This is a genomic window from Williamsia sp. D3, from assembly GCF_000506245.1.
Lineage (GTDB): Bacteria > Actinomycetota > Actinomycetes > Mycobacteriales > Mycobacteriaceae > Williamsia > Williamsia muralis.
This window is the reverse complement of record NZ_AYTE01000017.1, coordinates 13,489-34,534: the sequence shown is the minus strand read 5'-3', so window position 1 is coordinate 34,534 and position 21,046 is coordinate 13,489. Positions and strand designations below refer to the sequence as shown.

At 62.8% G+C, this 21,046-nt stretch carries 24 protein-coding genes and 4 pseudogenes; 10 read left to right on the top strand and 18 right to left on the bottom strand.

Annotated elements, in window-relative coordinates:
• Positions 1–1,276 (bottom strand): annotated as a pseudogene (locus tag W823_RS41820) (MFS transporter); the annotation flags it as partial.
• A gap of 121 nt (positions 1,277–1,397) precedes the next feature.
• Between W823_RS41820 and W823_RS41815 the strand changes: the two are divergent.
• Positions 1,398–2,063: a TetR/AcrR family transcriptional regulator gene (locus W823_RS41815; RefSeq protein WP_031332175.1), complete on the top strand. Its 666-nt coding sequence runs from the start codon at positions 1,398–1,400 to the stop codon at positions 2,061–2,063.
• An 8-nt stretch (positions 2,064–2,071) separates the two neighbouring features.
• On the opposite strand, the pseudogene W823_RS57230 reads toward W823_RS41815, so the two are convergent.
• Together W823_RS57230 and W823_RS57225 are read right to left on the bottom strand one after the other, a co-directional pair.
• A pseudogene (locus tag W823_RS57230) lies at positions 2,072–2,441 on the bottom strand (heat-shock protein HtpX).
• A gap of 74 nt (positions 2,442–2,515) precedes the next feature.
• Positions 2,516–2,795, bottom strand: a pseudogene (locus W823_RS57225) (hypothetical protein); the annotation flags it as partial.
• A 550-nt stretch (positions 2,796–3,345) separates the two neighbouring features.
• Here W823_RS57225 and W823_RS41805 point away from each other — a divergent pair.
• The 3 genes from W823_RS41805 (at position 3,346) to W823_RS41795 (ending at position 5,659) form a co-directional block, all read left to right on the top strand.
• Positions 3,346–4,275, top strand: coding sequence for an endonuclease/exonuclease/phosphatase family protein (locus W823_RS41805; RefSeq protein ID WP_023957746.1), 930 nt, complete (start codon positions 3,346–3,348; stop codon positions 4,273–4,275).
• A 71-nt stretch (positions 4,276–4,346) separates the two neighbouring features.
• Positions 4,347–5,009 carry a hypothetical protein gene (locus tag W823_RS41800; RefSeq protein ID WP_133248736.1) on the top strand — a complete coding sequence of 221 codons (663 nt, stop codon included), beginning with the start codon at positions 4,347–4,349 and terminating at the stop codon, positions 5,007–5,009.
• Between the two features lie 107 nt (positions 5,010–5,116).
• Positions 5,117–5,659 carry a DUF3558 family protein gene (locus tag W823_RS41795; RefSeq protein WP_158599303.1) on the top strand — a complete coding sequence of 181 codons (543 nt, stop codon included), beginning with the start codon at positions 5,117–5,119 and terminating at the stop codon, positions 5,657–5,659.
• Between the two features lie 43 nt (positions 5,660–5,702).
• On the opposite strand, the gene W823_RS41790 is transcribed toward W823_RS41795, so the two are convergent.
• Positions 5,703–5,939 carry a three-helix bundle dimerization domain-containing protein gene (locus W823_RS41790; protein ID WP_023957740.1) on the bottom strand — a complete coding sequence of 79 codons (237 nt, stop codon included), beginning with the start codon at positions 5,937–5,939 and terminating at the stop codon, positions 5,703–5,705.
• A gap of 138 nt (positions 5,940–6,077) precedes the next feature.
• Here W823_RS41790 and W823_RS57745 point away from each other — a divergent pair, with 138 nt between their 5' ends.
• Positions 6,078–6,287, top strand: coding sequence for a hypothetical protein (locus W823_RS57745; RefSeq protein WP_023957738.1), 210 nt, complete (start codon positions 6,078–6,080; stop codon positions 6,285–6,287).
• A gap of 513 nt (positions 6,288–6,800) precedes the next feature.
• Here the strand turns inward: W823_RS57745 and W823_RS59275 are convergent.
• Positions 6,801–6,935, bottom strand: coding sequence for a hypothetical protein (locus W823_RS59275; protein ID WP_023957734.1), 135 nt, complete (start codon positions 6,933–6,935; stop codon positions 6,801–6,803).
• Between the two features lie 251 nt (positions 6,936–7,186).
• The gene (locus tag W823_RS41775; protein ID WP_158599304.1) at positions 7,187–7,909 is read right to left on the bottom strand and encodes a PLP-dependent lyase/thiolase; all 723 of its coding nucleotides are present in this window, start codon (positions 7,907–7,909) and stop codon (positions 7,187–7,189) included.
• Between the two features lie 104 nt (positions 7,910–8,013).
• On the opposite strand from W823_RS41775, the gene W823_RS0128985 reads away from it, so the two are divergent.
• Entirely contained in the window at positions 8,014–8,370 is a 357-nt protein-coding gene (locus W823_RS0128985) for an Lrp/AsnC family transcriptional regulator (protein ID WP_051406495.1), read from the top strand.
• Positions 8,371–8,620: 250 nt separating this feature from the next.
• On the opposite strand, the gene W823_RS41770 is transcribed toward W823_RS0128985, so the two are convergent.
• The 7 genes and pseudogenes from W823_RS41770 to W823_RS41745 all read right to left on the bottom strand — a co-directional run bounded on the left by W823_RS41770 (position 8,621) and on the right by W823_RS41745 (position 13,985).
• Positions 8,621–8,920 carry a hypothetical protein gene (locus tag W823_RS41770; protein WP_031332164.1) on the bottom strand — a complete coding sequence of 100 codons (300 nt, stop codon included), beginning with the start codon at positions 8,918–8,920 and terminating at the stop codon, positions 8,621–8,623.
• Between the two features lie 35 nt (positions 8,921–8,955).
• On the bottom strand, positions 8,956–9,243 hold the full coding sequence (locus tag W823_RS41765; RefSeq protein ID WP_147431448.1) for a hypothetical protein: 288 nt from the start codon (positions 9,241–9,243) through the stop codon (positions 8,956–8,958).
• 269 nt (positions 9,244–9,512) lie between these two features.
• Positions 9,513–9,845: a YrhK family protein gene (locus tag W823_RS0128980; protein WP_023957726.1), complete on the bottom strand. Its 333-nt coding sequence runs from the start codon at positions 9,843–9,845 to the stop codon at positions 9,513–9,515.
• A gap of 5 nt (positions 9,846–9,850) precedes the next feature.
• Positions 9,851–10,259 (bottom strand): annotated as a pseudogene (locus tag W823_RS41760) (four-helix bundle copper-binding protein).
• Between the two features lie 198 nt (positions 10,260–10,457).
• Positions 10,458–10,943, bottom strand: coding sequence for a hypothetical protein (locus W823_RS41755; protein ID WP_023957724.1), 486 nt, complete (start codon positions 10,941–10,943; stop codon positions 10,458–10,460).
• Positions 10,940–13,378, bottom strand: a complete 2,439-nt coding sequence (locus W823_RS41750) for a molybdopterin oxidoreductase family protein (RefSeq protein ID WP_023957722.1) — start codon at positions 13,376–13,378, stop codon at positions 10,940–10,942. Before W823_RS41750 ends, W823_RS41755 begins: the two co-directional genes overlap by 4 nt.
• A 112-nt stretch (positions 13,379–13,490) precedes the next feature.
• Positions 13,491–13,985: a MarR family winged helix-turn-helix transcriptional regulator gene (locus tag W823_RS41745; protein WP_023957720.1), complete on the bottom strand. Its 495-nt coding sequence runs from the start codon at positions 13,983–13,985 to the stop codon at positions 13,491–13,493.
• A 362-nt stretch (positions 13,986–14,347) separates the two neighbouring features.
• Here W823_RS41745 and W823_RS0128970 point away from each other — a divergent pair, with 362 nt between their 5' ends.
• Complete coding sequence (locus W823_RS0128970) at positions 14,348–14,821, top strand: DUF1622 domain-containing protein (protein WP_235189513.1); 474 nt, start codon at positions 14,348–14,350, stop codon at positions 14,819–14,821.
• Between the two features lie 2 nt (positions 14,822–14,823).
• A complete protein-coding gene (locus tag W823_RS41740; RefSeq protein WP_031332157.1) occupies positions 14,824–15,081 on the top strand; it encodes a DUF1622 domain-containing protein in 258 nt (85 codons plus the stop codon).
• An 80-nt stretch (positions 15,082–15,161) separates the two neighbouring features.
• On the opposite strand, the gene W823_RS56560 is transcribed toward W823_RS41740, so the two are convergent.
• Positions 15,162–15,611, bottom strand: coding sequence for a hypothetical protein (locus tag W823_RS56560; RefSeq protein ID WP_152538048.1), 450 nt, complete (start codon positions 15,609–15,611; stop codon positions 15,162–15,164).
• Between the two features lie 248 nt (positions 15,612–15,859).
• Here W823_RS56560 and W823_RS41730 point away from each other — a divergent pair, with 248 nt between their 5' ends.
• Positions 15,860–16,234 (top strand): DUF1330 domain-containing protein, encoded by a 375-nt coding sequence (locus W823_RS41730; RefSeq protein WP_023957712.1) that lies wholly within the window; start codon positions 15,860–15,862, stop codon positions 16,232–16,234.
• Between the two features lie 406 nt (positions 16,235–16,640).
• On the opposite strand, the gene W823_RS41725 is transcribed toward W823_RS41730, so the two are convergent.
• The 4 genes from W823_RS41725 to W823_RS56550 all read right to left on the bottom strand — a co-directional run bounded on the left by W823_RS41725 (position 16,641) and on the right by W823_RS56550 (position 19,666).
• Positions 16,641–17,345, bottom strand: a complete 705-nt coding sequence (locus W823_RS41725; protein WP_023957710.1) for a DUF6766 family protein — start codon at positions 17,343–17,345, stop codon at positions 16,641–16,643.
• 482 nt (positions 17,346–17,827) lie between these two features.
• Positions 17,828–18,760 (bottom strand): alpha/beta hydrolase fold domain-containing protein, encoded by a 933-nt coding sequence (locus tag W823_RS41720; RefSeq protein ID WP_147431450.1) that lies wholly within the window; start codon positions 18,758–18,760, stop codon positions 17,828–17,830.
• Between the two features lie 261 nt (positions 18,761–19,021).
• Positions 19,022–19,315, bottom strand: coding sequence for an ANTAR domain-containing protein (locus W823_RS56555; RefSeq protein WP_051406494.1), 294 nt, complete (start codon positions 19,313–19,315; stop codon positions 19,022–19,024).
• A 90-nt stretch (positions 19,316–19,405) separates the two neighbouring features.
• Complete coding sequence (locus tag W823_RS56550) at positions 19,406–19,666, bottom strand: hypothetical protein (protein WP_051406493.1); 261 nt, start codon at positions 19,664–19,666, stop codon at positions 19,406–19,408.
• Positions 19,667–20,075: 409 nt separating this feature from the next.
• Between W823_RS56550 and W823_RS41710 the strand changes: the two genes are divergently transcribed.
• The gene (locus tag W823_RS41710) at positions 20,076–20,798 is read left to right on the top strand and encodes a GAF and ANTAR domain-containing protein (protein WP_023957706.1); all 723 of its coding nucleotides are present in this window, start codon (positions 20,076–20,078) and stop codon (positions 20,796–20,798) included.
• Positions 20,799–21,046 lie beyond the last annotated feature (248 nt).

Sequence of the window (21,046 nt, the reverse complement as noted above, 5' to 3'; positions counted from 1 at the left end):
GTTGTGGCTGTACCCGGCGGCCAGGACACTGCCGGCGACCGCGATGCCGATCGCCGCGCCGATCTCGCGGGTGGCGTCGTTGACCGCCGCGGCGACCCCGTGCTTTTCGACGGCGGTGTCCGCGACGATAGCCGCCGTCGCCGGCGCCGCGGTCAGGCCCAGACCCGAGCTCATGATCAGCGTCGGCCACATCACGTCGACGTAGGTGGAGTCCAAACCCAGCCGGCTGATGAAGTAGAACCCCGCGGCGATGGCGAGCAGACCGGTCACCGTCATCAACCGCAACCCCAGCCGGGTCGTCATCCACGGTGCGATCGCCGACAAGAGCACCAACGGCACCATCATCGGCGCCAAGGCCAGCGCTGAACCCAACGGGCTGTATCCAAAGATCAACTGCAGGTATTGGACGAGGACCAGGAAGACACCGAACGTCACCAGGAACTGAATGGTGATAGAGAACGATCCGCTCCCGAAGCCCCGACGGGCGAAGAACCGCACATCGAGCAGCGGATGATCCGCCCGCAACTCCCACACCACGAACACCACTGTGGCCACCACCCCCAGCCCGAACCCGGCGACCACCACGGGATCCGACCAGCCGCGTATTGGGGCTTCGATGATGGCGAGCACCACTAGTGCGACCGCGAACACCACCGCGACCGATCCGATCACATCCATCAGCGGCGGATTTTCCTGGCGGGATTCGGGAATGGTGAAGGCACACAACAGCAGAAACACCCCCACCGCGGTCAGGCCGACGAAAATCGACTGCCACGACCAGTAGTCGAGCAGCAGCCCCGACCCGAGAATCCCCAGCAGACCCCCGGACCCGGCGACCCCCGCCCAGATCCCGACCGCACGCCCCCGCTGCTGCTCGGGGAATCCCGCAGTCAGGATCGACAGCGTAGACGGCATCATGAACGCCGCCCCCACCCCCGGCCGCTGCCCGCGCCGCGATCAACCACCACGGTGTCGATACCAACAGTGGCACCGCCGAGGCCAGCGAAAACAATGCCAACCCCACGATCAGCACCGCCCGCCGGCCGTAGCGGTCACCCAGGGCCCCGGCGGGCAACACCAGACACGCCAACACCAGCGTGTACCCGTCGACCACCCAGGTGAGCTGGGTTTGCGTCGCCCCGGTGGCCACCGCAATGTTCGGAAGCGCGGTGTACAGGGCCGCCATCGAGGCGACCACCAGGGCCACCGACAGGCACGAGACCACCAACGTCCATTTCTGCGCCCGCGACAGCAGCACTCGATCATCGGCGGTCATGCAGCCACCTCCAGTTAACGCTACAGTTGGTAGCGTTCCACTACTATGAGTAGCACAATGCGGGGTGCGGGGATAGTGCCTGCGACTGATCCGAGGGCACAATTACGAGGTGGGCGAAGAGATGATCAACCAGAACACCGACGACGACGAGGACCGGCTCGTGGATCCCCGGAAGGCACGCTCACGCGCACGACTGCTCGACGCGGCGACGTCCCTGCTCTCGACCGGCGGTGTCGAGGCCGTCACGATCGACGCGGTCACCAAGGCGTCCAAGGTCGCGCGGACTACCCTCTACCGGCATTTCACCGACAGCACCCAGCTCCTGGCCGCGGCCTTCGAGCGTCTGCTGCCCCCGGTCACCGCGCCGCCGGTGTCCGGAACGATGCGTGAACAGTTGATCGAACTGCTGGACCGTCAGGCCAAGCTCATCGAGGAAGCCCCCGCCCAACTGACGATGCTCGGGTGGCTCGCCCTCGGGTCCGCCGAACCCGGCACGGCCGGGGCGACTCTGCATCCCGAAGAAGACCGGAACCCGGTCAGTTCCCTTCGCGCACGGGTGGTCAACCAATACCGCGAACCGTTCGACCGGATCCTGGGCAGCCCAAAAGCCCAGCAGGAGCTCGGTCGCTTCGACACCAATCTCGCCCTGACCCAACTCGTCGGACCCATCGTCTTCACCCGACTCACCGCACTCCCGCCGATCGGCCCGGCTGAACGCCAGCAACTCGTTGACGACTTTCTCGCTGCACGTTCCGCGCAACGCGCGCTGACAGTGACCCCGGACTGATCTCTGATTCAGCACCCGCCCGAGGCGGCGGGCTGGGACGTCAATTCGGCGATCAGCGCCTCGACGCGGGTTTTAATCTCGTCGCGGATCGGGCGAATCGCTTCCACGCCCTGGCCCGGCCGGGTCGTCAAGGACCCAGTCCCGGTAGCTCTTGCCCGGGGGAGATGGGGCAGCTGTCACCGCAGCCCACGAGGATTACCACATTTGAGGCTTGCACGGCATCGGTGGTGAGGATTTTCGGTGTTTGCGCCGTGTGTCGATGCCCACCTCGGCCATCGCCTCGACGGCAGCGGATTTGAGCTGTCGGTGGGGACGCTTGCGGCGGAGCGGACCTTCATCGCATCGCCTGGCGAGGCGCGAGAGGAAACCGGCGGCCATCTGCGAGCGTCCGGCGTTGTGCACGCAGACGAACAACTCGCTGGGGGTGATGGACGTGAAGTGAGATCCCTTCGTCAGGAGGGACAGGAAGCAGATGGGGGACAGGCAGGAACGGGAGTGGTCAACTCGCGCAACAAATTTTGGACCCTGGTGTCCAGGTCGTCGCGGATGGAGCGGACCGTCTCGAGAGTTTGACCCCTGCGGATCGTCGAGCGTCCGGTCGAGGTAGCGCTTGCCGGGATAGATCGCGCAGGCATCGCCGCAGTCCATCGAGACCACCACATCGGCGGCGGCCAACACATCATCGGTCAGCGGGTTCGGGTAATCGGCGCCCAGATCCAGACTCGCCACCGATCCATCCGCCGACGAGACTAACCGAATGGCCGCCGTAGACGATGCAAGAAGGCGCTGCGAACCATACGGGAATCGCCCCACACTTCAGCATCTTCCACGGTCGGTACCCAATCCGAGAGTGACGTTCGGCGGCGGTTCGAAGATCGCACAGACGCCCCATACTGGCGGCTAGGAACAGCTTCTTTTCAGCGGCGGTAGTCGGCTCCAACTCGTCTGACTCCCAACGTCTGTTCGGACCAACCTGCTCGCCATGCATCTGCACTGAATGGATGAGGTGGTCCGAGCTTACCGGTTTGCGATCTACACTCGTCGCCGGTGACTAAAGACATTGCAGCACAATAGGTCTCGCCGATAATATAGATCACGTCAGGCTGAGCTGGCTATTTGTGGGGTCGGCGGCGGAACCTTGGTGAGGGCGATGACGTAGGGGTGCACGTTCGCGATCTACGCAATGTAGGGGTGTCCTCGATGGCAGGTGTTTACGGACTTGCATTTTGGATGTCACCGTGGTCCATGACTGGGCCGTTGGTGTTCTGGGAGGGTGGGATTTATGGTGTCGATCGCGACGTGGAATGTGGAAAACCTGTTTACACCCGATGCTGATTCGGGTCCGGACACTGCGGCTGAGTTCGCGGCGAAGGCTGATGCGTTGGCTGCGACTATCTCTGAGATGGACCCGGATGTGCTTGCCCTGCAGGAGATCGGGGCTCTGGGAGCGCTCGAGAACGTGTTGGGGAGAGTAGGGGGTCGGTGGTATGTAGAGACCGCTGAACCCGACGGGCGTGGCATCCGTGTGGCGATAGCAGCCCGGACCCCGTTGTCGCAGGTGTACCAGGTGGGTCCGTTCCTCGACGGGTTGCGTCCGGTTCAGGTGGATGACACTGCGGTGGGGGAGACGGCGATGGGCCGGCCGGCGTTGCACGCTGTGGTCGACGGTGTGCATGTGCTGACCTGTCACCTCAAATCGAAATTGTTGACCTTTCCTGGTGGGCGGTTCAGTCCTCGTGATGAGGATGAGCGGGCCCGGTTCGCGACGTACGCGTTGTTCCGGCGGGCCGCGGAGGCGGCGACGGTCCGCGCGGCCGCCACAACGATCCTCGCCGCCGATGGTGACGCACCGTTGGTGGTGTTGGGCGATCTCAATGACACCGTCGATGCTGCGACTACCCAGCTGATGGCTGGGCCGCCCGGATCTGAGATCGGCACCGGTGGGTACACCCAACCTGACAGTGGCGATCGTCAACGGTTGTGGAACCTCGCCGCCCACATCCCCGAGGATCAACGGTTCTCCCGTATTTACCGCGGCCGCCGTGAACTGATCGACCACATCCTGGTCAGCCATGCACTCGTTGATCAGATCGCTGACGGTGCGGTGACAACCGACCATGCCGGCGTCACCCCGTCGGTCACCGACAACCCTGCTGAACGTCGTAATTCCCCTGGGTCTGACCACCGACCGGTCATGGCGATCGCGTCATAGAACGGGCATACGCGGTCGCCGGGGCGCAGACTGTCGGCGGGGCATCGTATCGGCAGCAAGGGTGGGTTGTGGTGAACGTACGTGGACGGTCGCCGCATCGGATGGCGTGCGCGGCCGCGGTGTCCGTCGCGATGTTGGCGGGATGTGGTGACAGCGAGGGTGATTCGCAGCGGCCCGGCGGTGTTGCCACCCTCGATTCAGCAACTTCCACTCTGGTCATGCCCTATGACCCGGTCGCCGACACGACCGACCCCCGCAACCTGGTCGCTATGGCTACCCACATCTTCACCGGGCAGGTTGCCGCACTCTCTGGCACCGAGGCTCTAAGCGCTGGTTCGGAAACGCAGTACGACGTCACTGTCGGCGTAGTGGTGAAAGGAACGGTCCCAGGCACCGCGTTGGTCAATCAGCAAGGGGGAACAGTGGCCGGGGTGTACATGTCCCTGGGCGGCGACGTACCCCTGGTGCCCGGTCAGTGGTACTTGTTCGCTACCCGCATCTTGGAATCGAAGGGGTGGTTTACCGTCATCCCGGTCGTCGGCGACGTGCCTGTCAGCGAACAGGATGCGCGCGACGTGGATTCACCGCCGATCACGGTATTGACTGAGGCGATGCGCGCGAACCCGGAAGCAACGATCATCGAACCGCCGCCAGTGAGCTCTCCGACTTTGACCTTTCCGCTACCGACGCCTGGCGACTACCATCCGCCGCCGCCGCCGCAGCCGACCAGGTAGAAACTAGCCGTGAGGTGCCGGACGAAAACTGAGTGATGTGGGCACGAAAGGGGGATGTTCTGTTGCGGTGCAATGGGTTCAGTCGTGCGATAGCGGTGGTGTTGCTGGTGGGGTTTGTGGTGTCAGCGTGCGATCTCGGTGACGACGATGGTTCCTCGCGGACGCAGCCGTCGACGCCAGTGACGATTCGGGGATCTGACACCCCTCCGCCGTCGTCTCCGCCATGGACGTTGGCGGATCTGGTGAACCATCAGTGCGCAGTGTTCGACGAGGCCGACCTGGCCCGTTTCGAGATGGTCAGTCCGGGTGTGGTCGGGGACGGCTCCGAGTTCTGTCGGTGGCAGAGCCTCCCCACCGCACCCACCACGGCGGTGATGTACTTCCTGCCCGACATCAGACGGCAATACCAGGACCTCGAGGCCGCCTACCGCGATGAACCGAACTTCCGCACCCTGACCGTCGCCGGGCGGCCGGCGTTCGTCGAAGATGACCGCAACCTCAGTGGCACTCAAACGTGCCAGCTGTGGGTGTCGGTGCCATCGGGTGGGACCATCCAGTTCGAGTACGCGCTCAAAAATGCTGGCGTTGTGGATGAGAACTGCGCTACTGCAGTTGATATCGCCACTGTTCTCGCTGAGCGCGTCCACTGAGCCACATCTGCAGTCGCGGGGGAAGAAGTTCTCCGTGCGAACCTCAGGGGGCGGTAGAGCTCAGTTCCGGGGGAGCGAGGTAGGACGAGCCGGCGATCTGTTCATGGGCGCGACGCTCGACGAGCAGCGGAATGAAGTCGCGGATGGGCGTTCCGTCGTATCGGTGATACGCAGTGTGGACCACGTCGGTGACCGCCTGCTCAGCGGTCTCCGGGTGTCGGGTGACGAGGCGGTCGATGATCTGATCGATCAGCAATTGCTCTTCTTCGTTCGAGATCATGGGAGCCAATCTAATGGCCGATGCGAAGTAGTTGCCACCGCGCTACTGCCGTTTGCTAAACGTTCACATGCTGTTTGCGTGTTGTTCGCTTTGAATGGCAGCGTCACCAGAACGCAGTTGCCGGTGGATGATTGAAGTATGACATCAGTGTCCGAGCCAGATGATCGTGGTCGGCTGATGACCTTTGCCATGCAGTGGTATCGGTACGGGGGCGGTTCTGGCGAAGACATTTTTGTGGAGTTCGGACTGACCGAAGCAGCGTATTTTCAGCGGCTACTCGTGCTTGTCACAGATGGTGCTACTGGGCTGCCCGCAGATGTGCGGGCTGAAGTCGCCGCGGCCGGTTAGTTCGAGCGAAGCCCAGGCACGCTACTTGGCCGGCGAACTCGACCGCTGGGTCGATCAGATCGAGGCCGAACTATCCGGCCGGGTCCCATTGCCTGCGTCGGTGCAGCACGCCAAACGCCAAGAACTCTACGACGTGCACCGGCAGATCAAAGCGCTCCAAGACCGGGTTCCCACGAGCCTTCTCATGAACGGCGATCGTTCCCAGTGTGGGCCGAGCGCCCACCATGGCTCCGGACGGCTCGGCTCGACCCGAACTCGCTGGGTGTCAGCGTCAGGGCAGGCCGGCGAGGACGAACCGCAGGACGTCCATGGCCCACGGGGTGGTGTTGAGGAAGGTATCGATCGCGGCGTCTAGTGCTGAATACGTCGACATAGGGTGAAGCCTTTCGTGAATTGCGGGGGCGTTGTGTTCAGTGAGTGATGCTCTGCGTCGTAGGGGACTCGGGGCATCACGCTATCCGTGCACGGTCTCTGACGGCGGTGGACGTAGAGGCCGCGGGGATGGAACTGCTGCTAGCCGACGAGGCCGGTGAGAGCTTCGGAGTTGTCGATCAGGAACTGGAAGATGTCGAGCAACGCGAGTTCGAACGTCGAGGTCATGGTGAAGCCTTTCGTGTCGATGTCTGCAGCCGACGGTCGACTGCACACGAGAGGAGCGCACCGGCCAGGCCGATACGCGCCACACACTAGTGTGACCGATCCACACCCAACGCGCCCGCCCAGGTGCCAAGCATGTCCGCACGTATATTCCTGTGCCGCAGCGGCATACGTCCCGTTTCCCCAGGGGGCCTGGCCATTGTTGGCCCCCTAGTTTCCCGAGCGACTCCGCCGAATCCAGGCACGGTTCACAGTCCATTCACCTTCGCGCCGACTGAACCGCCAAGGGGTTCGTCCTTCCTTCAGGTCTGCGCTGCAGGTCTGGGTGGGGAGTGTGTGGGGGTTGGGGTTTGCGCCGGTGATGATCGTGGCAATGGTGCATGGCCGGCGCCGAGGCGGAACGACCCCGATGATGCGTGTTGCAGGTGCATGGGTGCGGGTCCACACGCAAGCCCACTGATCAGGCTGCCATCGCCCACGGGTGCCACGATGGTGTCGAAAGAGGCGGCGGCTGTGAGCTCTTGGGCGATCGTTGCTGCCCCTTCGGCCAGGGCCGTGTCGACTCCGTCCACGAGGAGCAACGCGTCCTCGGCAGCTGCCGCGGCGTGCCGTGCTTGTTCGCCGCCGCCGGTGACTTCCACGACGTGGGCGCCGAAGGCGAGTATCCTTTCGCGTTTGACCGGGTTGAGCGGTGTCGGCGCGTACACCCGGACCCGCGCTCCCCGGGCGCGGCCGACGAACGCAACGGCTTGTCCGAAATTCCCTGACGACGCACACACCACACGCTCACCGGCCGTAACCTTCCGGAGTGCGTAACTCACCGCTCGCCCCTTGAAGCTGAGTAGCGGGTTCGCTGTCTCCACCTTCACTGTCACACGGGTCCCCAGCGCCGCGTTGAGTAGCTCGTCTTCGTACTGCGGACTATCGAGAAACACTGCGGGAATGACAGTTCGCGCTGCATCGACATGCGCCACTATCGGATCCAGCACAGGCCAGTCAGGGTCAGTGCGATGAGTTCGTTCCATACGTGGACAGTAGGAAACTTGGTGCGACATGCGCTTGCAAAGTTCGCGGCGCAACGCAATATCATTGCGTGGCCATTTAGACGGTCGGCTTATCGCCGAGTGCGGTGCAGCGACGCATCCAGCGATACAAGTCCTCGGGGCTGCTGCGCACCGTCGCAGTCATCGACCCACAGCGAATATCGGCGGTGACCCAGGCGCTGGTGGTGCTCACTCTCGTCGAGGAGTCCACCGCCCATCACCGACGGCTAGCGCAGCGCCTCGGCAAACACTCATCGGTACAACAGTTGTACGCATTCTCTGGGCGGTGGGACTACGCCGTCCTCGTCTGCGCGCGATCAATCCGCGACCTACGAGACCTCAACAACCATCTGTTCAAAAACGACCCCAACATCCGTCGCTTCGACACCATGTTCATCCTCGACGCCGTAAAAACCGGCGTCACCTGCCCGCCGCACTACTAAGCTAGACCGGTGCGGCCGTAGTTGTTGTGAGCGGTGGTCCGCAGCTACTCGGTACGTACGTAACTGCCGCCCAGTTTCGTCACTGGTGACGAAATATGTTGAGCCGCAACCGATGACGCCGATAAGATAGATTATGTTAGCTGGCGCAGAGTGGTAGCCACTCTGCGCGTTGCAGGCTGTTGGCGTGTACTGACGGTTGGTGCGCTGGTGAGGACGCGTTGTTACCTCGTCGGCGTGAACGTCGGTCGATTCATTGGGGGTCTGGGTCACCTTTTGAATTGTCGGTGGTGGCGGTGTGGAGTTGTTTCTCGTTGGCGAAGGTCACTGTGCCGTCATCGTCTCGGACGACGGCGTAGCGGCGGGGTCGTATTTGTTCTCCGTTGCCCAGGTCAGCGACGGCGTGGTCGGGGAGCGGTCCGAAGTCTTCGATGATGACGCCGGGTCCGTCGTTGTCGATGTCGACTGCGGTGCCGATGGGAAGGCTCTCAGGCGGTCCTTCACTAGTGAATTTCTGGTTGGGGGCGGCGGGATCGTCGTTGCTCTGAGACATGGGAGTGCAGCCTTTCATTTGTGCTGTGTTGATGGTCATTGGGGAAAGTTTCTGCGCGCCCTGTATGTGCGAGCGATGGATTTGTATTTTCGCTGGGTCAGCAACTGCAGCAGGTGCTCGCTGGCGCGGGCATCGGCGGCATCGTCGATGTCGAGTTCACTGAACGAGGTATACGCCTGGACAATCTGGTCCTTCATGTCACCGAACAGAACTGTGCTCTGGTTGCCGGTGGCCCGATCGTTATGCCACATCCGAAGTCCATAGGCGGCCGAGCTGACCGCGACCGACCCGTCGCCCGCCGCCTGCGACAGACGTCCTCTCATACCGCCTTCCCCGGATGCGCACCGCACCAACAGCATGGCGCACACTACGACGGCAATCTGAGCCGCAGCGGTGGGCGCCGATGACCACGTGCGAGCAACCCTCACCTTCTCTGGCGGCGAACTCTCCGCGATGTCGGTACAGAGGTCTCGACCCGTGTCGGGCGATGACCCCCCCGGCAATGTTTCGAGTCGTATCCTGCCCGTACCTGCGTGGCCGACGCTCTCGCGCGTCTGCGGGGCGACGTGATCGGTCTGGCATGTGCGGTGCTCTAGTAGTCGTTGGAGTCATCGGGCGGTGAACTGTGTGGGCGGATGCGTTGTAGGTGAATCCGTCGGGCCAGGCGGATCGCGGGTCGGATCAACAGTTCGATGCTGCCGAGGAGAAAAAACCACGTTCCGATGGTGGTGGTTGATTCGTGGAAGAACAGAACGCTGCCGACGATGAACCACAGTGCGATCGCGATGTCATTGCTGATACTGATGACTTCCCAGCGCTGGCGGATGACGAGTTCTTCGCGGCCGAAGGACACTGCCAGGGTATTGCTGTTTTCTCGAGGCGATGATTGCGTGTGGTCGCTGCCGGTTCGTTGCTCGCTGGTCATAGCTGTTAGCCCAGTGCTTCGAGCAGTAAGTGGCATGCGTTTTCGCAGCGACGGCAAGCGTCGGCGCAGACGGTGCAGTGCTCATGCATGTCTGCGTGCTGGGCGCAGAGGTCGCCACACGCGGAGCAGGCGGCTGCGCACGCCTGCAACATTTTTTCGGGTGAGCTGGGTATCGGGGTTGGTTTGGCGGGTGACCACGCGTTCGGTGGCTTGGCAGACGTCGGCACAGTCGAGATTGGCCCGTATGCAGGCGATGAGGTCGGTGACGTGGTCTTCGGCCAGGCACGCATCGGCGCAGGCGGTGCAGGTTTGTGTGCATTCGGCGCACGCTTCGATACAGGCCACCAGCGTGGCCCGATCGACGGTGTCCACGTCGAGGGGGTAGGTGTCGAGCATGGCTGCTGCTGTGTTCATGGTGTCTTACCTTCCTGTGGGTCGCCGGTGGTCCTCCTGAAGGGACACCTCGTGTGTGGTGTGAGAAGTGCCCAGCACGGCGAGAGCGGCGTAGAAGCTGACTGCGGCGAGCCCGAGACTGACCCACAACCGCTGTGGTGAGCCAGGTGTGCGAACTGGTTCGCCGATTCCTGTGACTAGGAACCGTGGTGGTCGCCATCAGCTGGCCAGAATCTGCGGTGAGAGGGTTTTGAGCATGGCGTTGGCCCATCTCATTTGGCGAAGTGATTGGGGGTGGCTTTGCGCTGCGAGGTCGATAAGGTCGGTGTCGCGGACTGCTTGTGCGCCTTGTGCGAGCAACTCCCAGTCCAACGACACCCCTGCTGCGGTGCGGTGAAGCCGGCGTAGGTCGGCGAGCAAAACGATCCCGGGCTGCGGTTGGCTGCCAAAGGCTGTGCTGACCCTCTTCTGGATCGCATCAACGATCGGCGGCGCGCTGTGGCGGTCTCCTCGGGGCAGGAAGAGGTTGTAGCGGCCGGCGCTGTCGGCGAGCTGTTTCACGTGGTCGTCGCTCCACTCGGCCAAATCCAATGCCACGTGGTGTATTTCGGGTTCCACGTAGTGGCGGGCTGCGGTTGATCGCAGTTGCCTGGCGAGTTTGGATTCTGAGCGGTGCAGTTCGACGATCGCCATCTTGATTTTCATGACAGCGCTCCTTGGCTGGTGGCGATGGCCTGTTCGCCGCCGGTCGTGGGCGCCACGTAGTCGGTGATGGGGGCCGAGGCCGTGTTGGTCGGCGCCGCGGTCGGTTCGTCGGATGCTTGGATTCGTCGAAGCCCGGCGGCGGCTGTTTTGAAGATGGGTTGTTTGGAGGCAGGGTCCCAGTCGGTGAGGGTCATTTCGTTTGCCGCCCGGTGGTGGTCGCCGCCGGAGTCGTCGGTGTCCCAGTAGCCGTAGTGGAACGGGACGAATAGCACCCCGTGCCGGATCGCGGTGATACGCGCCTGTGCTTGGATTGCTCCCCGAGGCGAACGCACCTCCACCAGGTCGCCTTCGGTGACGTCGTACTCGAGCGCGTCGTGTTCGGAGATCTCCACCCACACCTGCGGGGCAGCGCGCTGAAGTTGGGGCGCACGCGCGGTTTTGGTGCGCGTGTGAAAATGGAAGAGGGTTCGTCCGGTGATCAACGCGAAAGGGTAATCTTCGCTGGGCATTTCATGCGGCCGGATGTACGCGGCGGCTTTGATAATCGCTTTCGCCGAGGGGTTCAGCGCCTTGTATTCGGTTGGCTCGAGCGGTGCCCCGGTGATCAGGTCTTTGCCGTAACTTTCGCAATAGTCGGGGTCGCTGAAGAACTCGCCATCAACATAGAGGCGTTCTGTTCCCTGGGGGTGTTCGTCGTTGCAGGGCCACTGCACGCCGCCCGCCTGACGAAGCATCTCGTAGCTCATGGCGCTGTAGTCGCAGGGTCGTCCCGCGCTGCACCTCTTCCACGCCTCGAACGCGGACTCGGGATCATCCCACGGCGGCAACGGATTACCGTCTTTGTCCCGGAAGTCCATGCGTCGGGCGTAGTCGAGGAAGATGTCGAGGTCGGGCCGTGCCTGTCCCGGTGGTTCTACCGCCTTCTCGGACAGGTGCACTGTCCGGTCTACGTTGGTGAACGTCCCGGTCTTTTCCCCCCACGCCGCTGCCGGCAGCACCACGTCGGCCAACTCTGCTGTCTCGGTGAGGAAGATGTCCTGCACCACCAGAAATAGTCGGTCCTGTTCGAGGATGGACCGGATCCGCCGTAGTTCGGGCATCGATACCGCCGGGTTGGTGGCACTGACCCATAGCAAGCGAATCGAGCCCTGCTCGGCGTAACGGAAGATCTGCATCGCATGCGTCGGCGGCGAGTAGTGGGGTATTTGTTGCATGTCGATGTTCCACAGGTCGGCAAGTTCACGAATGTGGCTGTCGTTCGACCAGTTCCGGAAGCCGGCCAGGTCTCCATCGGCACCGCATTCGCGGGTGTTCTGTGCCGTGGGTTGCCCGTTCATCTGCAGGACTCCGCAGCCCGGTGTGCCGAGCATGCCGCGGATCAAATGAATGTTGTTGACCTGAACTGCAGCAGCGGTGGCCTGGTGCGATTGATAAAAGCCCTGCAGCACGGTAGACAGCAAGCGTTCGGCAGATCCGAGTATCTCGGCCGCCGCGCGGATAGCGTCAGCGGGCACCCCGCAGATCTCGGCGCCACGGTCGGGTGGATAGTCCGCGACACGGATACGTAGTTCCTCGAAACCGACGGTGTGCTCGTCAATGTACGACTCGTCGATCCAGTCGTGGGCGATGATCTCGTGCAGTAGGGCGTTCATGAGGGCGACGTTGGTTCCCGGTAGCGGCGCGAGATGCACTGTTGCGTGTCGGGCGACCTCGGTGGGGCGAGGATCGACGCACACGATTTTGGGTGGGTTCGGTCCGGCGAGCCGGTCGAGCATGCGCGTCCACAACACGGTCTGTGTCTCGGCGACGTTGTGGCCGAACAAAGCGATGACGTCGGCGTGGTCTATGTCGGTATAGGAGCCGGGCTGACCGTCGCTGGCAAAGGACTCTTTGAGTGCTGCCGCGGCGGTGGCTGTGCACAGTCGGGTGTTGCCGTCGACATGGTTGGTACCGATCGCCCCGTGCGCGATCACACCCAGGGTGTAGTACTCCTCCAAGAACAGCTGGCCACTGGTGTAAAAGCCCAGCGCGCTCGGACCTTGTTCGGCAAGCAAGTCTTTCGAATGGGTGACGACGGCGTTCATGGCCGTGCCCCAATCGCATTCGACCAGTTCGCCGTCGCGGCGGATCAATGGTGTGGTCAACCGGTCGGGTGAGTTGTTTGCCTGCCAGCCGAACAGATCTTTCGGTCCGAGGCGCCCGTGGTTGACGCGGTCGTCTGCGCGTCCGCGTACCCCCACGATCTGTTCATCTTTGACGGCGATGTCGAGACCATCTCCGTTGGAATGGAGTACCGATGCTGATGGCAGCCACCGATCGATGTCCTCGGGCGAAAGGCCATCGCGCAGAAAGGAATCAACTCGTGTCGGCCATGTTTGTCCCGGGCCGTACGGGGTGCGCTTCCCCCAGGGGTTTTCGATGCGATCGGTTTTCATCAGTGCTCCTCGTCGTTGAGGTAGGGGTCGGTGACAGCGGCCGCTTACACCGCCTGGTCGACCTGATTGATGTGCCGCGCAGCGCCGTGGCGGCAGTGTATGAGACGAGGGATCAGACCCAGTACGACTGGTCGATGGCCGGTTCGCCGCCGGCGTCGGTGAACGCGGTCAATGCGGCTACCAATCCGACACGCTGATCCGGCGCCATTTGCGCCACCACACGCTCGATCTCTTTGTGACGTCGACGACTGACTGTCTTGACCAGTTTCTGGCCATGATCGGTGAGAGCGATGTTGCGTTCGCGCCGCGAGGTGGGGGATTCGGTCCGGCTGACTAGCCCACTGGTCACCAGTCGGTCGACCATCCGGCCCATCGTCGACTTTTCCACCGACAACGCCTGAGCCAAGCTGTTGAGCGTCACCGTCCCGCGGTTCTCCAGCACCACCAACACCCGAAATTGGGGCAGCGTCACCTGCTGCTCGACCTCGGCGATCGACCGAGCCGCTATCGACACCAACAGCCGCGACGCCGTCAGCACCGCGTCGCTGATCTCGTTGACAGTCGGCGCTGCAGTCGCCGGCCCACCGGTTGTCTTCTTGCCGCTCATCGATACTCACGATCCCACAACCAGCCCTTCGCTCGCCGAGAAGCGATGCATCATCCATATACGGCAATGCGCAACAGTTGTACACTACAACTTGGAGTGTGCGATGGCTAGCTTGATTTGCGAATATTTATCTGTTGCTCATGAGCCCCTGTCCGCTTGTGGCGAGCAAGCGGTGTGGTGATTGGAACGCTGCCGAACGGGGTAGCTCGTGCAATGAGTTGTTTCGGCCGTGACCGCACCTAGTCGTAGTGGAGTATCTGGACAAACATGCTGAGGCACAATGAGTTACCGAGACCACGCCGCGTCGATGCCGCTCAAAACCGCACCGCTGGCGTCGCATGCCCGCCCGAGCTGCAGGTGCGGTGAGCGCGGCGAATGTCGTTTCGTTCGGCGCGGTACCGGCGAACATTGCAGATAGCGGGAGTACAAGCACCCGGGCTCTGGAGATACTTCCCGAAGAATCGCTGCGCTCGGCGGTGGACCTGCTGGTGCGCTTGGTCGAGGCCGCTGGTGCAGGTGTCATCTTCATCGGCGCGGTCATCGCGGTCACCGGGTTTGTGCGTGCGCTCCCTCGGCGCGATCCAGATGCTTTCGTGCCGGTACGGCTGACGCTGGGTCGGTTCTTGGCGTTGGGGTTGGAGTTTCAGCTCGCTAGTGACATTTTGCGTACCGCGATCTCGCCGAGTTACGAAGAGATCGGCAAACTGGCGGCCATCGCCGCAATCCGTACCGCTCTCAACTACTTTCTTGCTCGCGAAGTCGCCGAGGAACAACGAGTCCTGAACAGAAACCGCGCAGCGCGCACGGACATCGAGTCCCCTGGCGACTCGCCGTGAGCATGGTGCTCGCCCAAGTCGCGCTCATCATCGCTGCTGCCGGCGTAGTGCTGGCCGCCGCGGTACTTGTGCGGACGCGTCAGTTGACAGTGGCCCTGCCGATCTTGCTCGATCTGTTATTGGCCGCCGGTGTGTTGCGGCTCAGTGCTGCAGCGCCGTGGCAGGCCATCATGGTGACCGCTGTGGTGGTGGTGCTACGCAAAGCCGCGAGTTGGTCGCTTCGGCGAATCGCCGACCAGGACCTCTCGGCCGTCGGGTAGTTACCCTTCTGTGCGCTTCGGCCCGCCCCGCATCGCCGGGATAGATCAACGATGCCCAGCTTCGGCCGACAGCTGCCTGTTCATCGTGGGGTACAGGTCGCGATGGGGGTACCCATGCGCCGGGGCGCCGGATCGGTGTCGACCGCGACCGGTTTGCTCAGGGCCGCGATGGCCGGCACGAGCAAAGCTGCCGCCGAGGCCAGTAGCACCAGTCCAAGGCCATCGCTGTCCGCGCCCGGCGGCGACTGCAGGGTCACCACAGTGACCGCCGCCCAGGTGCCCGCGAGCACCCCCATCCCGGTGCCGGCGACCGAGTCTCGCGCCAGAAATCCGAACACGGCCGCGAGTAGCTGCGCGGGCACGGTCAACCCGAGTACCGCCCAGGCGATCACACTGCCCTGTTGTGCAGGCACCCAGCCCAATTGCAGACCAGCGAAAGCGAAGGTAGCCACGCATAGACCGAGGAAGCCCAAGGGCAGCGGTGTGCCGAGTGGGCGAACGACGATGCGAGTCGATCCCGAACTGCTCACCTCGCCAGCTGGACGGTGTTCGTATCGAGTGGAGTCAACAGTGGCATCGGAACCGGCGACACGTGGATCAATCATGTCGATGCGCGTACCCGCCAGCGCCAGTGGCGAACCAAGATCCATACGATTCTCGGGAAAGCTCGGTCGGCCACGATTTCACCAGCACCAGCACCAGCACCAGCACCAGCGCCTGCACTGCTTCGCAGTGTGGGCACGTTCGTAACGGGTGGGGGATATGCCAGACTGCGGATATGGCTGTCGATCCGCGTGGTGCCGACCTGAAGCGTTTCCTCGTTGAGGACCCTGGTGGGCCGGTAGTGATGCTGAACCTTCTGCGTTTCGCTGAGGGAGGCCGAGAACTCTATGACCGCTACGCCGCAGCGCTGCACGAGACGTTCCTGCCACGCTTTGGCGGCGAGGTCCTCTATGCCGGAGACGGTTCCACCGCCCTTGTGGCAGAGGCAGGCCAGCAATGGGATGCGGTGTTGCTCGTGCGCTACCCGTCCCGGAAGGCGTTCTCGGAGATGGTCGCAGACCCCGATTATCAGCAGGTGACGACCTGGCGCACCGCGGCGTTGACCGAAGCGGTCCTGCAGGCCACTGTGCCGTGGCCTGATCCCCTCTAGGTGGCGGCGAGACATCCATGGACTCCGGTGAGGCGATTGAAATACCACCAGATGTGCTGGGTCTGCCGCCCTTTCGGGTACGCGACTGATCGAGGGACTTATCGGTTCCTTCGACAGTCACCGAGACAGGGCCAGATTCACCGGTACCGCACAGAGCATGAGCTCGCGTTGGCGAGTATCGAGCCGAGCGTGCCGCAGACATCGGCGATCTGGATGCGGCTACGACAAATGCCGTTGACCAACACCATGGTCACAAATACTGTCGCCTCAAGTACAGCCACCTAGGCCGGGCCGTCCGCGAGCTACCGAAAGGTCCACCGAGATCGATAGGTTCATCAACGCCGGACAGCAATGCTCACAACGCTCAATGTGTGTGGTGAGTGGGTGTGGCCAGGTCGACCGGCGGTTACGCGCCGGTGTCGCGGTGTGGGTCGGCGACGGGTTTGGATTCGGGAGATCTGCGTTGACGCAAAAAGACTGACAGCAAGACAATCGCCGCGACGGCGATGAACTCGCTCTGCCAGTTCTGCATCGATTCGAACCAGAACTGCGAGGTGCTCAGGTACTCCCATACCGACACCGGCGCCTGCCCGTGTTGTTGCTGTTCGTCGCTGTAGGCACGTGCACCACCCCAGGCGTGCAACGCCAGCGAGGCAAAAAACAGCACGAAAAAAGCAGTCGCCAGCGAGTTTTCGTACAGCTTCAGCACAAAACCGCCGCGGCGCACGGGCCATGGCGCCCGGGGATCACCTGCCCGCGCTCGGGGGTCATCATCTTGGTGGGCGTGCTCGGTGACCGGCTTGGACTCGGACGACCCGCGTTGATACAGGTAGGCGGTCAACACCACGTACATGGCCATCTGCAAGAACTCCGATTCCCAGTTCTCAAACGTGGCCTCGATGAAGTCGCCGGTACGTAGATATCCGACGAAACTGACCTGTTCGGTGCTGCCGTGATCGAGTTGTTCGTGGTTGTACACCTGCCATCCCGAGATCACCATGCCGATGAAGAACACCGCGAACAGGCCCATGCACGCCCAGAACAGGCCGTTGTTGCGGAGATGCCCCTTGACGCGGTCGCCGATGAGATCAAGCGAGTTGGTTGTTACCACTGCCAAAGCCTAATCCCCGCCCACACTGATTCGAGGCACCAAAGGCAGGCCGCCCATTGCGGGTCGTTACGGCGCATCGTTCAACTGGCCCAGCGACGTGCCCAGCGACGACTGGGGAGAGTCTGGCAGAGCCCGAGGCCGGCATCGATGATGGTGGCCCGGTTCTGGGCGTCCGACCTGGCCGCAGCAGCGGCCGTGAGGTAGATGCTGCGGCGGTGAGAAGGGTGAGCGCCCCGTGCCGTTGCCGGGTGGGCATGGGCTGACTGAGGGAGAGGGGCTGACCACGGTGAGGGGAGTGAGCTGACGTACCGGAGATCGGTTTGGTGAGTGGATATGGCGGGCATTAATCCACCATGACTGTGAATGAACGTCCGCAAGAGGCGGTGCTGCTCAGCGACCTCACCGCGCCACCGTTGCGGGGACCCGCGCAGCCCGCTCAAACCCGTAACGAGTCGGCCCAGCGCCGCCGCAGTGATGAGCGGTCAGAAGACGCGGCTGGTGATGAAGTCGACTAGTGTGTCGGTCGCGGTGTGTGATTCGGGTAATTCGTGTTGAATCCAGTTGTGGAACATGCCGTCATAGATGTGCAGGTCGAGGGGCGTGCGGTGCTGGCGGGCGCGGGCCTGCAGGAGCCGAGCGTCGGGTAGCAGGATGTCGCGGGTCCCGATGAACACGATGAGCGGAGCCAGCCCGGACAGGTCAGCGTCGACCGGACGTACCGCCACGTCGTGGAAGTCCGTGTCCGCGGCGTACCAGCGCGCGGCTTGACGTAAGCCGTCGATCCCCAGCTCGGGATCCGATGGTGCGATGCGCAGGGATTCAGGGGCATCGGTGGGCAGGTTCAGCCAGGGTGAAAACAGTGCGATCGCCGCGGGCTGGGGAAGGCGGCGCTCGCGAAGATCAATCGCCAGGTCCAGGGCGAGTGCACCGCCGGCGGAATCGCCGATAACGACGCGGTGGCCGGGGTCGGTGCCGGCCATGGTGTGGGCATAAGCATCACCCACCATGGGCACGATGGTGCGGTGGTCGGCGGCCGGGCACAACGGGTACATCGGCAGCGTGTATCGGCACCCGAGGAGCTCGACCATGCGCCGGGCGAACGACCAGTGTTGCGTATCGGGTTGCTCGACGAAACCGCCACCATGGAGGTGAAAGATATGCAAGGTAGTTCGCGGGCCGTGTGTGGGGCTCAAGGTGAAGCAGTCATGCCCGTCAACGACGGTACGGTCCACCGTGAGAGCGGCAGCGACAGATCGGGGCGGTTGGGCCCGCCTCGGATCCTGGTGCCGGCCAAGTCGTTCACGCATCACCTGCGGATCGGCATAAAACCGGTTCTTGCGTTGCAGCCGCATCCATGCGATCTGCGCACGAGCCTGCCAGGACACCATCGACAACCCCTTCCGTAAAGAGCCCACCACCGGGCCACCTCTCTACACCGCCGAACTGTCTCACACGACACCGGCTCCAGCCCCTTGCGGCGGGAGTCAAGGACAATGAGCAGGGTTGCTGACCCGATGGTATCTTCGTCAATGACGACGAAAATGGTTGTGCTGCAAAGTATGACATCGGCAACGGAGAATCTTGCGCCATAGAACTTCGACCATTCAGTGGTAGTTGCCGAACGCGGCACCGAGTAAGGGTGCCAGCTGCCCTCGGTGCGGCAGGCGCTGTCGGAGTCAACCTCTGTAAGCGTTCGGTGTGATCAGGCGGTGGGCGACGTCGACGAGTTTGGTGTTGTCTTCCTGTGACAGCCTGCTCAGCAGGGCAAAGGCGTCGCTGGCGGTGATCTTGTAACGCTCCATGAGCATGCCTTTGGCCTGGCCGATGATGTCGCGGCTACCGAGTGCGGTGCGCATGTGTTCGCAACGGTGTACCGCATTCCACACGATCGAGGCGTGGGCAGCGAGGATGTGTCCGAGGTCGCGGGTCTGGTGGTCGAAGGTGTCGGGTGTGTCGGCATACAACTGCATGGTGCCTACCGAGCTGCGGGTGGTGAACAGCTCGAATGCTGCGATGGAGCGAATTGGTGTCCGATGTAGTGCATCTGCCCGGAAACCAGGCTATCGTTGCTCATCGTTCAGGTCGCTGATGTAGTAGCTGTGCGGCCCGGCGGCTGCGTCGAAACAAGGACCTTGCTGGTGTTGTTGCTGCAGGCTGTCAAGCAGTCGGGGGTTGTGGTGGGTGGCTGCCACCGTTGTCACGTGGTGTGTCCGGTCGATGACGGTGACAGCGGCGTAGTTCACTCCCCCTACGTGATTGATCGCGCCGCCGATGAGTTCGTCGAGTGCGCCTGCTGCAGTGGCCGGCAGACGTCGGCTCATACCCTGTGTCAAGTCAGCAACTTGCTTGTAAAACTCAAAAGCGTTGGGTTCCACCGCAACACGCCCGTCACTCAGAGGCCAAGACGCGGACGGTGCATCAAATCACTGTACCCGTTCGGTGCTTTCGGGGCCTGCCACACAATGCCGCCTCCGCGGCCACCGAGGTTCTCGTGGGCCTGGGCTGGCAGGGCCGCACCGGCTCATGGAGGCTGGGTTCGGGCGGCACCCATGGCTCAGTCCTCGACCACGGATGCCTGAGCCGGCACCGCTGCTTGTCTCCCGACCTGTTTGGCCGCCTACCCACCGAACTAGGCCAAACGTGTCATCTGCTATCGGAGCGCCGTCTAGCCTATCGCCCACGCCCGGAGCGAAGGACCGGCTACAGTTGGTCATATCGTGCACCCGCTCGATGGTCAGCGAAAGGGCCGAGATGAGCGGCTACAGCATCGACGCGTACAAACAGATCGCCGACCTGGTCAAGACGATGAGTGAACGCATCAACGAGTACTCCGGCAGTGCGGTCGACGAACTTGTCCGCCATGCTGTCGAGCACATCGCATGTGTGGACTATGCCGGGATCACGGTCGTGGCCCGACGCCAAGAGGTCATCACCCCGGTCGCCTCGCACGAGGTGCCGCGTACGTTGGATGCCATTCAGCACCGCCACCATGAAGGCCCGTGCCTTGATGCGGCGCTCAATCAGGACACCTACTACCTGGCCAATCTCAGCGCCGATGAGCGGTGGCCGATCTTCCGGCGCGAAGCGTCGGCGCAGACATCAGTGCAGTCCATCGTGTCCTACCAGCTGTTCACCACCCGCGATGCCGTGGGTGCGCTGAACTTGTACTCGGAACGAGCTGATGCGTTCGACGAAGCATCCCGCGATCTTGGCTATGTTTTCGCCGCCCATGCCGCAGTGCTCTGGAACGCGATGCGCCGCGGTGAACAGTTCCGGAGCGCGCTGGCTAGCCGTGACACAATCGGCCAGGCCAAAGGCATGTTGATGGAGCGCTACAACATCGGCCCCCATCAAGCGTTCGAGTTGCTGCGCAAACTGTCCCAGGACGCCAACATCCGTCTCGCCGACATCGCCCACAGCCTCGTGGAGGCCGATCACCCCCACGACACCTGACCGCGTCCGAGGGCCCGATTCACCCACTGGCTCAGAGGGAGCGACCGGAGGAGGGGTACTTGTCGAGGTGCTGCTAGTGGGACAGGACCACGGCGCGCTGAGCATGTGTGCCTACAGTCCGAACGCGTTCGATACGGCCGATACGGCAACATCTGAAGCGCCATCTCACGTGATCTCACCGGGCAGACAAAAGAACATGCTGATCGAGCGCTACACCATCAGCTACACCGCCGCGAACAGGACGCTGA

What these genes read in the sequence shown, in the direction of transcription:
- W823_RS41815 (WP_031332175.1), top strand. Translation starts at nt 1,398, where the DNA reads ATGATCAACCAGAACACCGACGACGACGAGGACCGGCTCGTGGATCCC.
- W823_RS41805 (WP_023957746.1), top strand. Translation starts at nt 3,346, where the DNA reads ATGGTGTCGATCGCGACGTGGAATGTGGAAAACCTGTTTACACCCGAT.
- W823_RS41790 (WP_023957740.1), bottom strand. Translation starts at nt 5,939, where the DNA reads ATGATCTCGAACGAAGAAGAGCAATTGCTGATCGATCAGATCATCGAC.
- W823_RS57745 (WP_023957738.1), top strand. Translation starts at nt 6,078, where the DNA reads ATGACATCAGTGTCCGAGCCAGATGATCGTGGTCGGCTGATGACCTTT.
- W823_RS41775 (WP_158599304.1), bottom strand. Translation starts at nt 7,909, where the DNA reads ATGGAACGAACTCATCGCACTGACCCTGACTGGCCTGTGCTGGATCCG.
- W823_RS41770 (WP_031332164.1), bottom strand. Translation starts at nt 8,920, where the DNA reads ATGTCTCAGAGCAACGACGATCCCGCCGCCCCCAACCAGAAATTCACT.
- W823_RS41765 (WP_147431448.1), bottom strand. Translation starts at nt 9,243, where the DNA reads ATGAGAGGACGTCTGTCGCAGGCGGCGGGCGACGGGTCGGTCGCGGTC.
- W823_RS0128980 (WP_023957726.1), bottom strand. Translation starts at nt 9,845, where the DNA reads ATGACCAGCGAGCAACGAACCGGCAGCGACCACACGCAATCATCGCCT.
- W823_RS41755 (WP_023957724.1), bottom strand. Translation starts at nt 10,943, where the DNA reads ATGAAAATCAAGATGGCGATCGTCGAACTGCACCGCTCAGAATCCAAA.
- W823_RS41750 (WP_023957722.1), bottom strand. Translation starts at nt 13,378, where the DNA reads ATGAAAACCGATCGCATCGAAAACCCCTGGGGGAAGCGCACCCCGTAC.
- W823_RS41745 (WP_023957720.1), bottom strand. Translation starts at nt 13,985, where the DNA reads ATGAGCGGCAAGAAGACAACCGGTGGGCCGGCGACTGCAGCGCCGACT.
- W823_RS41740 (WP_031332157.1), top strand. Translation starts at nt 14,824, where the DNA reads ATGGTGCTCGCCCAAGTCGCGCTCATCATCGCTGCTGCCGGCGTAGTG.
- W823_RS41730 (WP_023957712.1), top strand. Translation starts at nt 15,860, where the DNA reads ATGGCTGTCGATCCGCGTGGTGCCGACCTGAAGCGTTTCCTCGTTGAG.
- W823_RS56555 (WP_051406494.1), bottom strand. Translation starts at nt 19,315, where the DNA reads ATGCAGTTGTATGCCGACACACCCGACACCTTCGACCACCAGACCCGC.
- W823_RS56550 (WP_051406493.1), bottom strand. Translation starts at nt 19,666, where the DNA reads ATGAGCCGACGTCTGCCGGCCACTGCAGCAGGCGCACTCGACGAACTC.
- W823_RS41710 (WP_023957706.1), top strand. Translation starts at nt 20,076, where the DNA reads ATGGTCAGCGAAAGGGCCGAGATGAGCGGCTACAGCATCGACGCGTAC.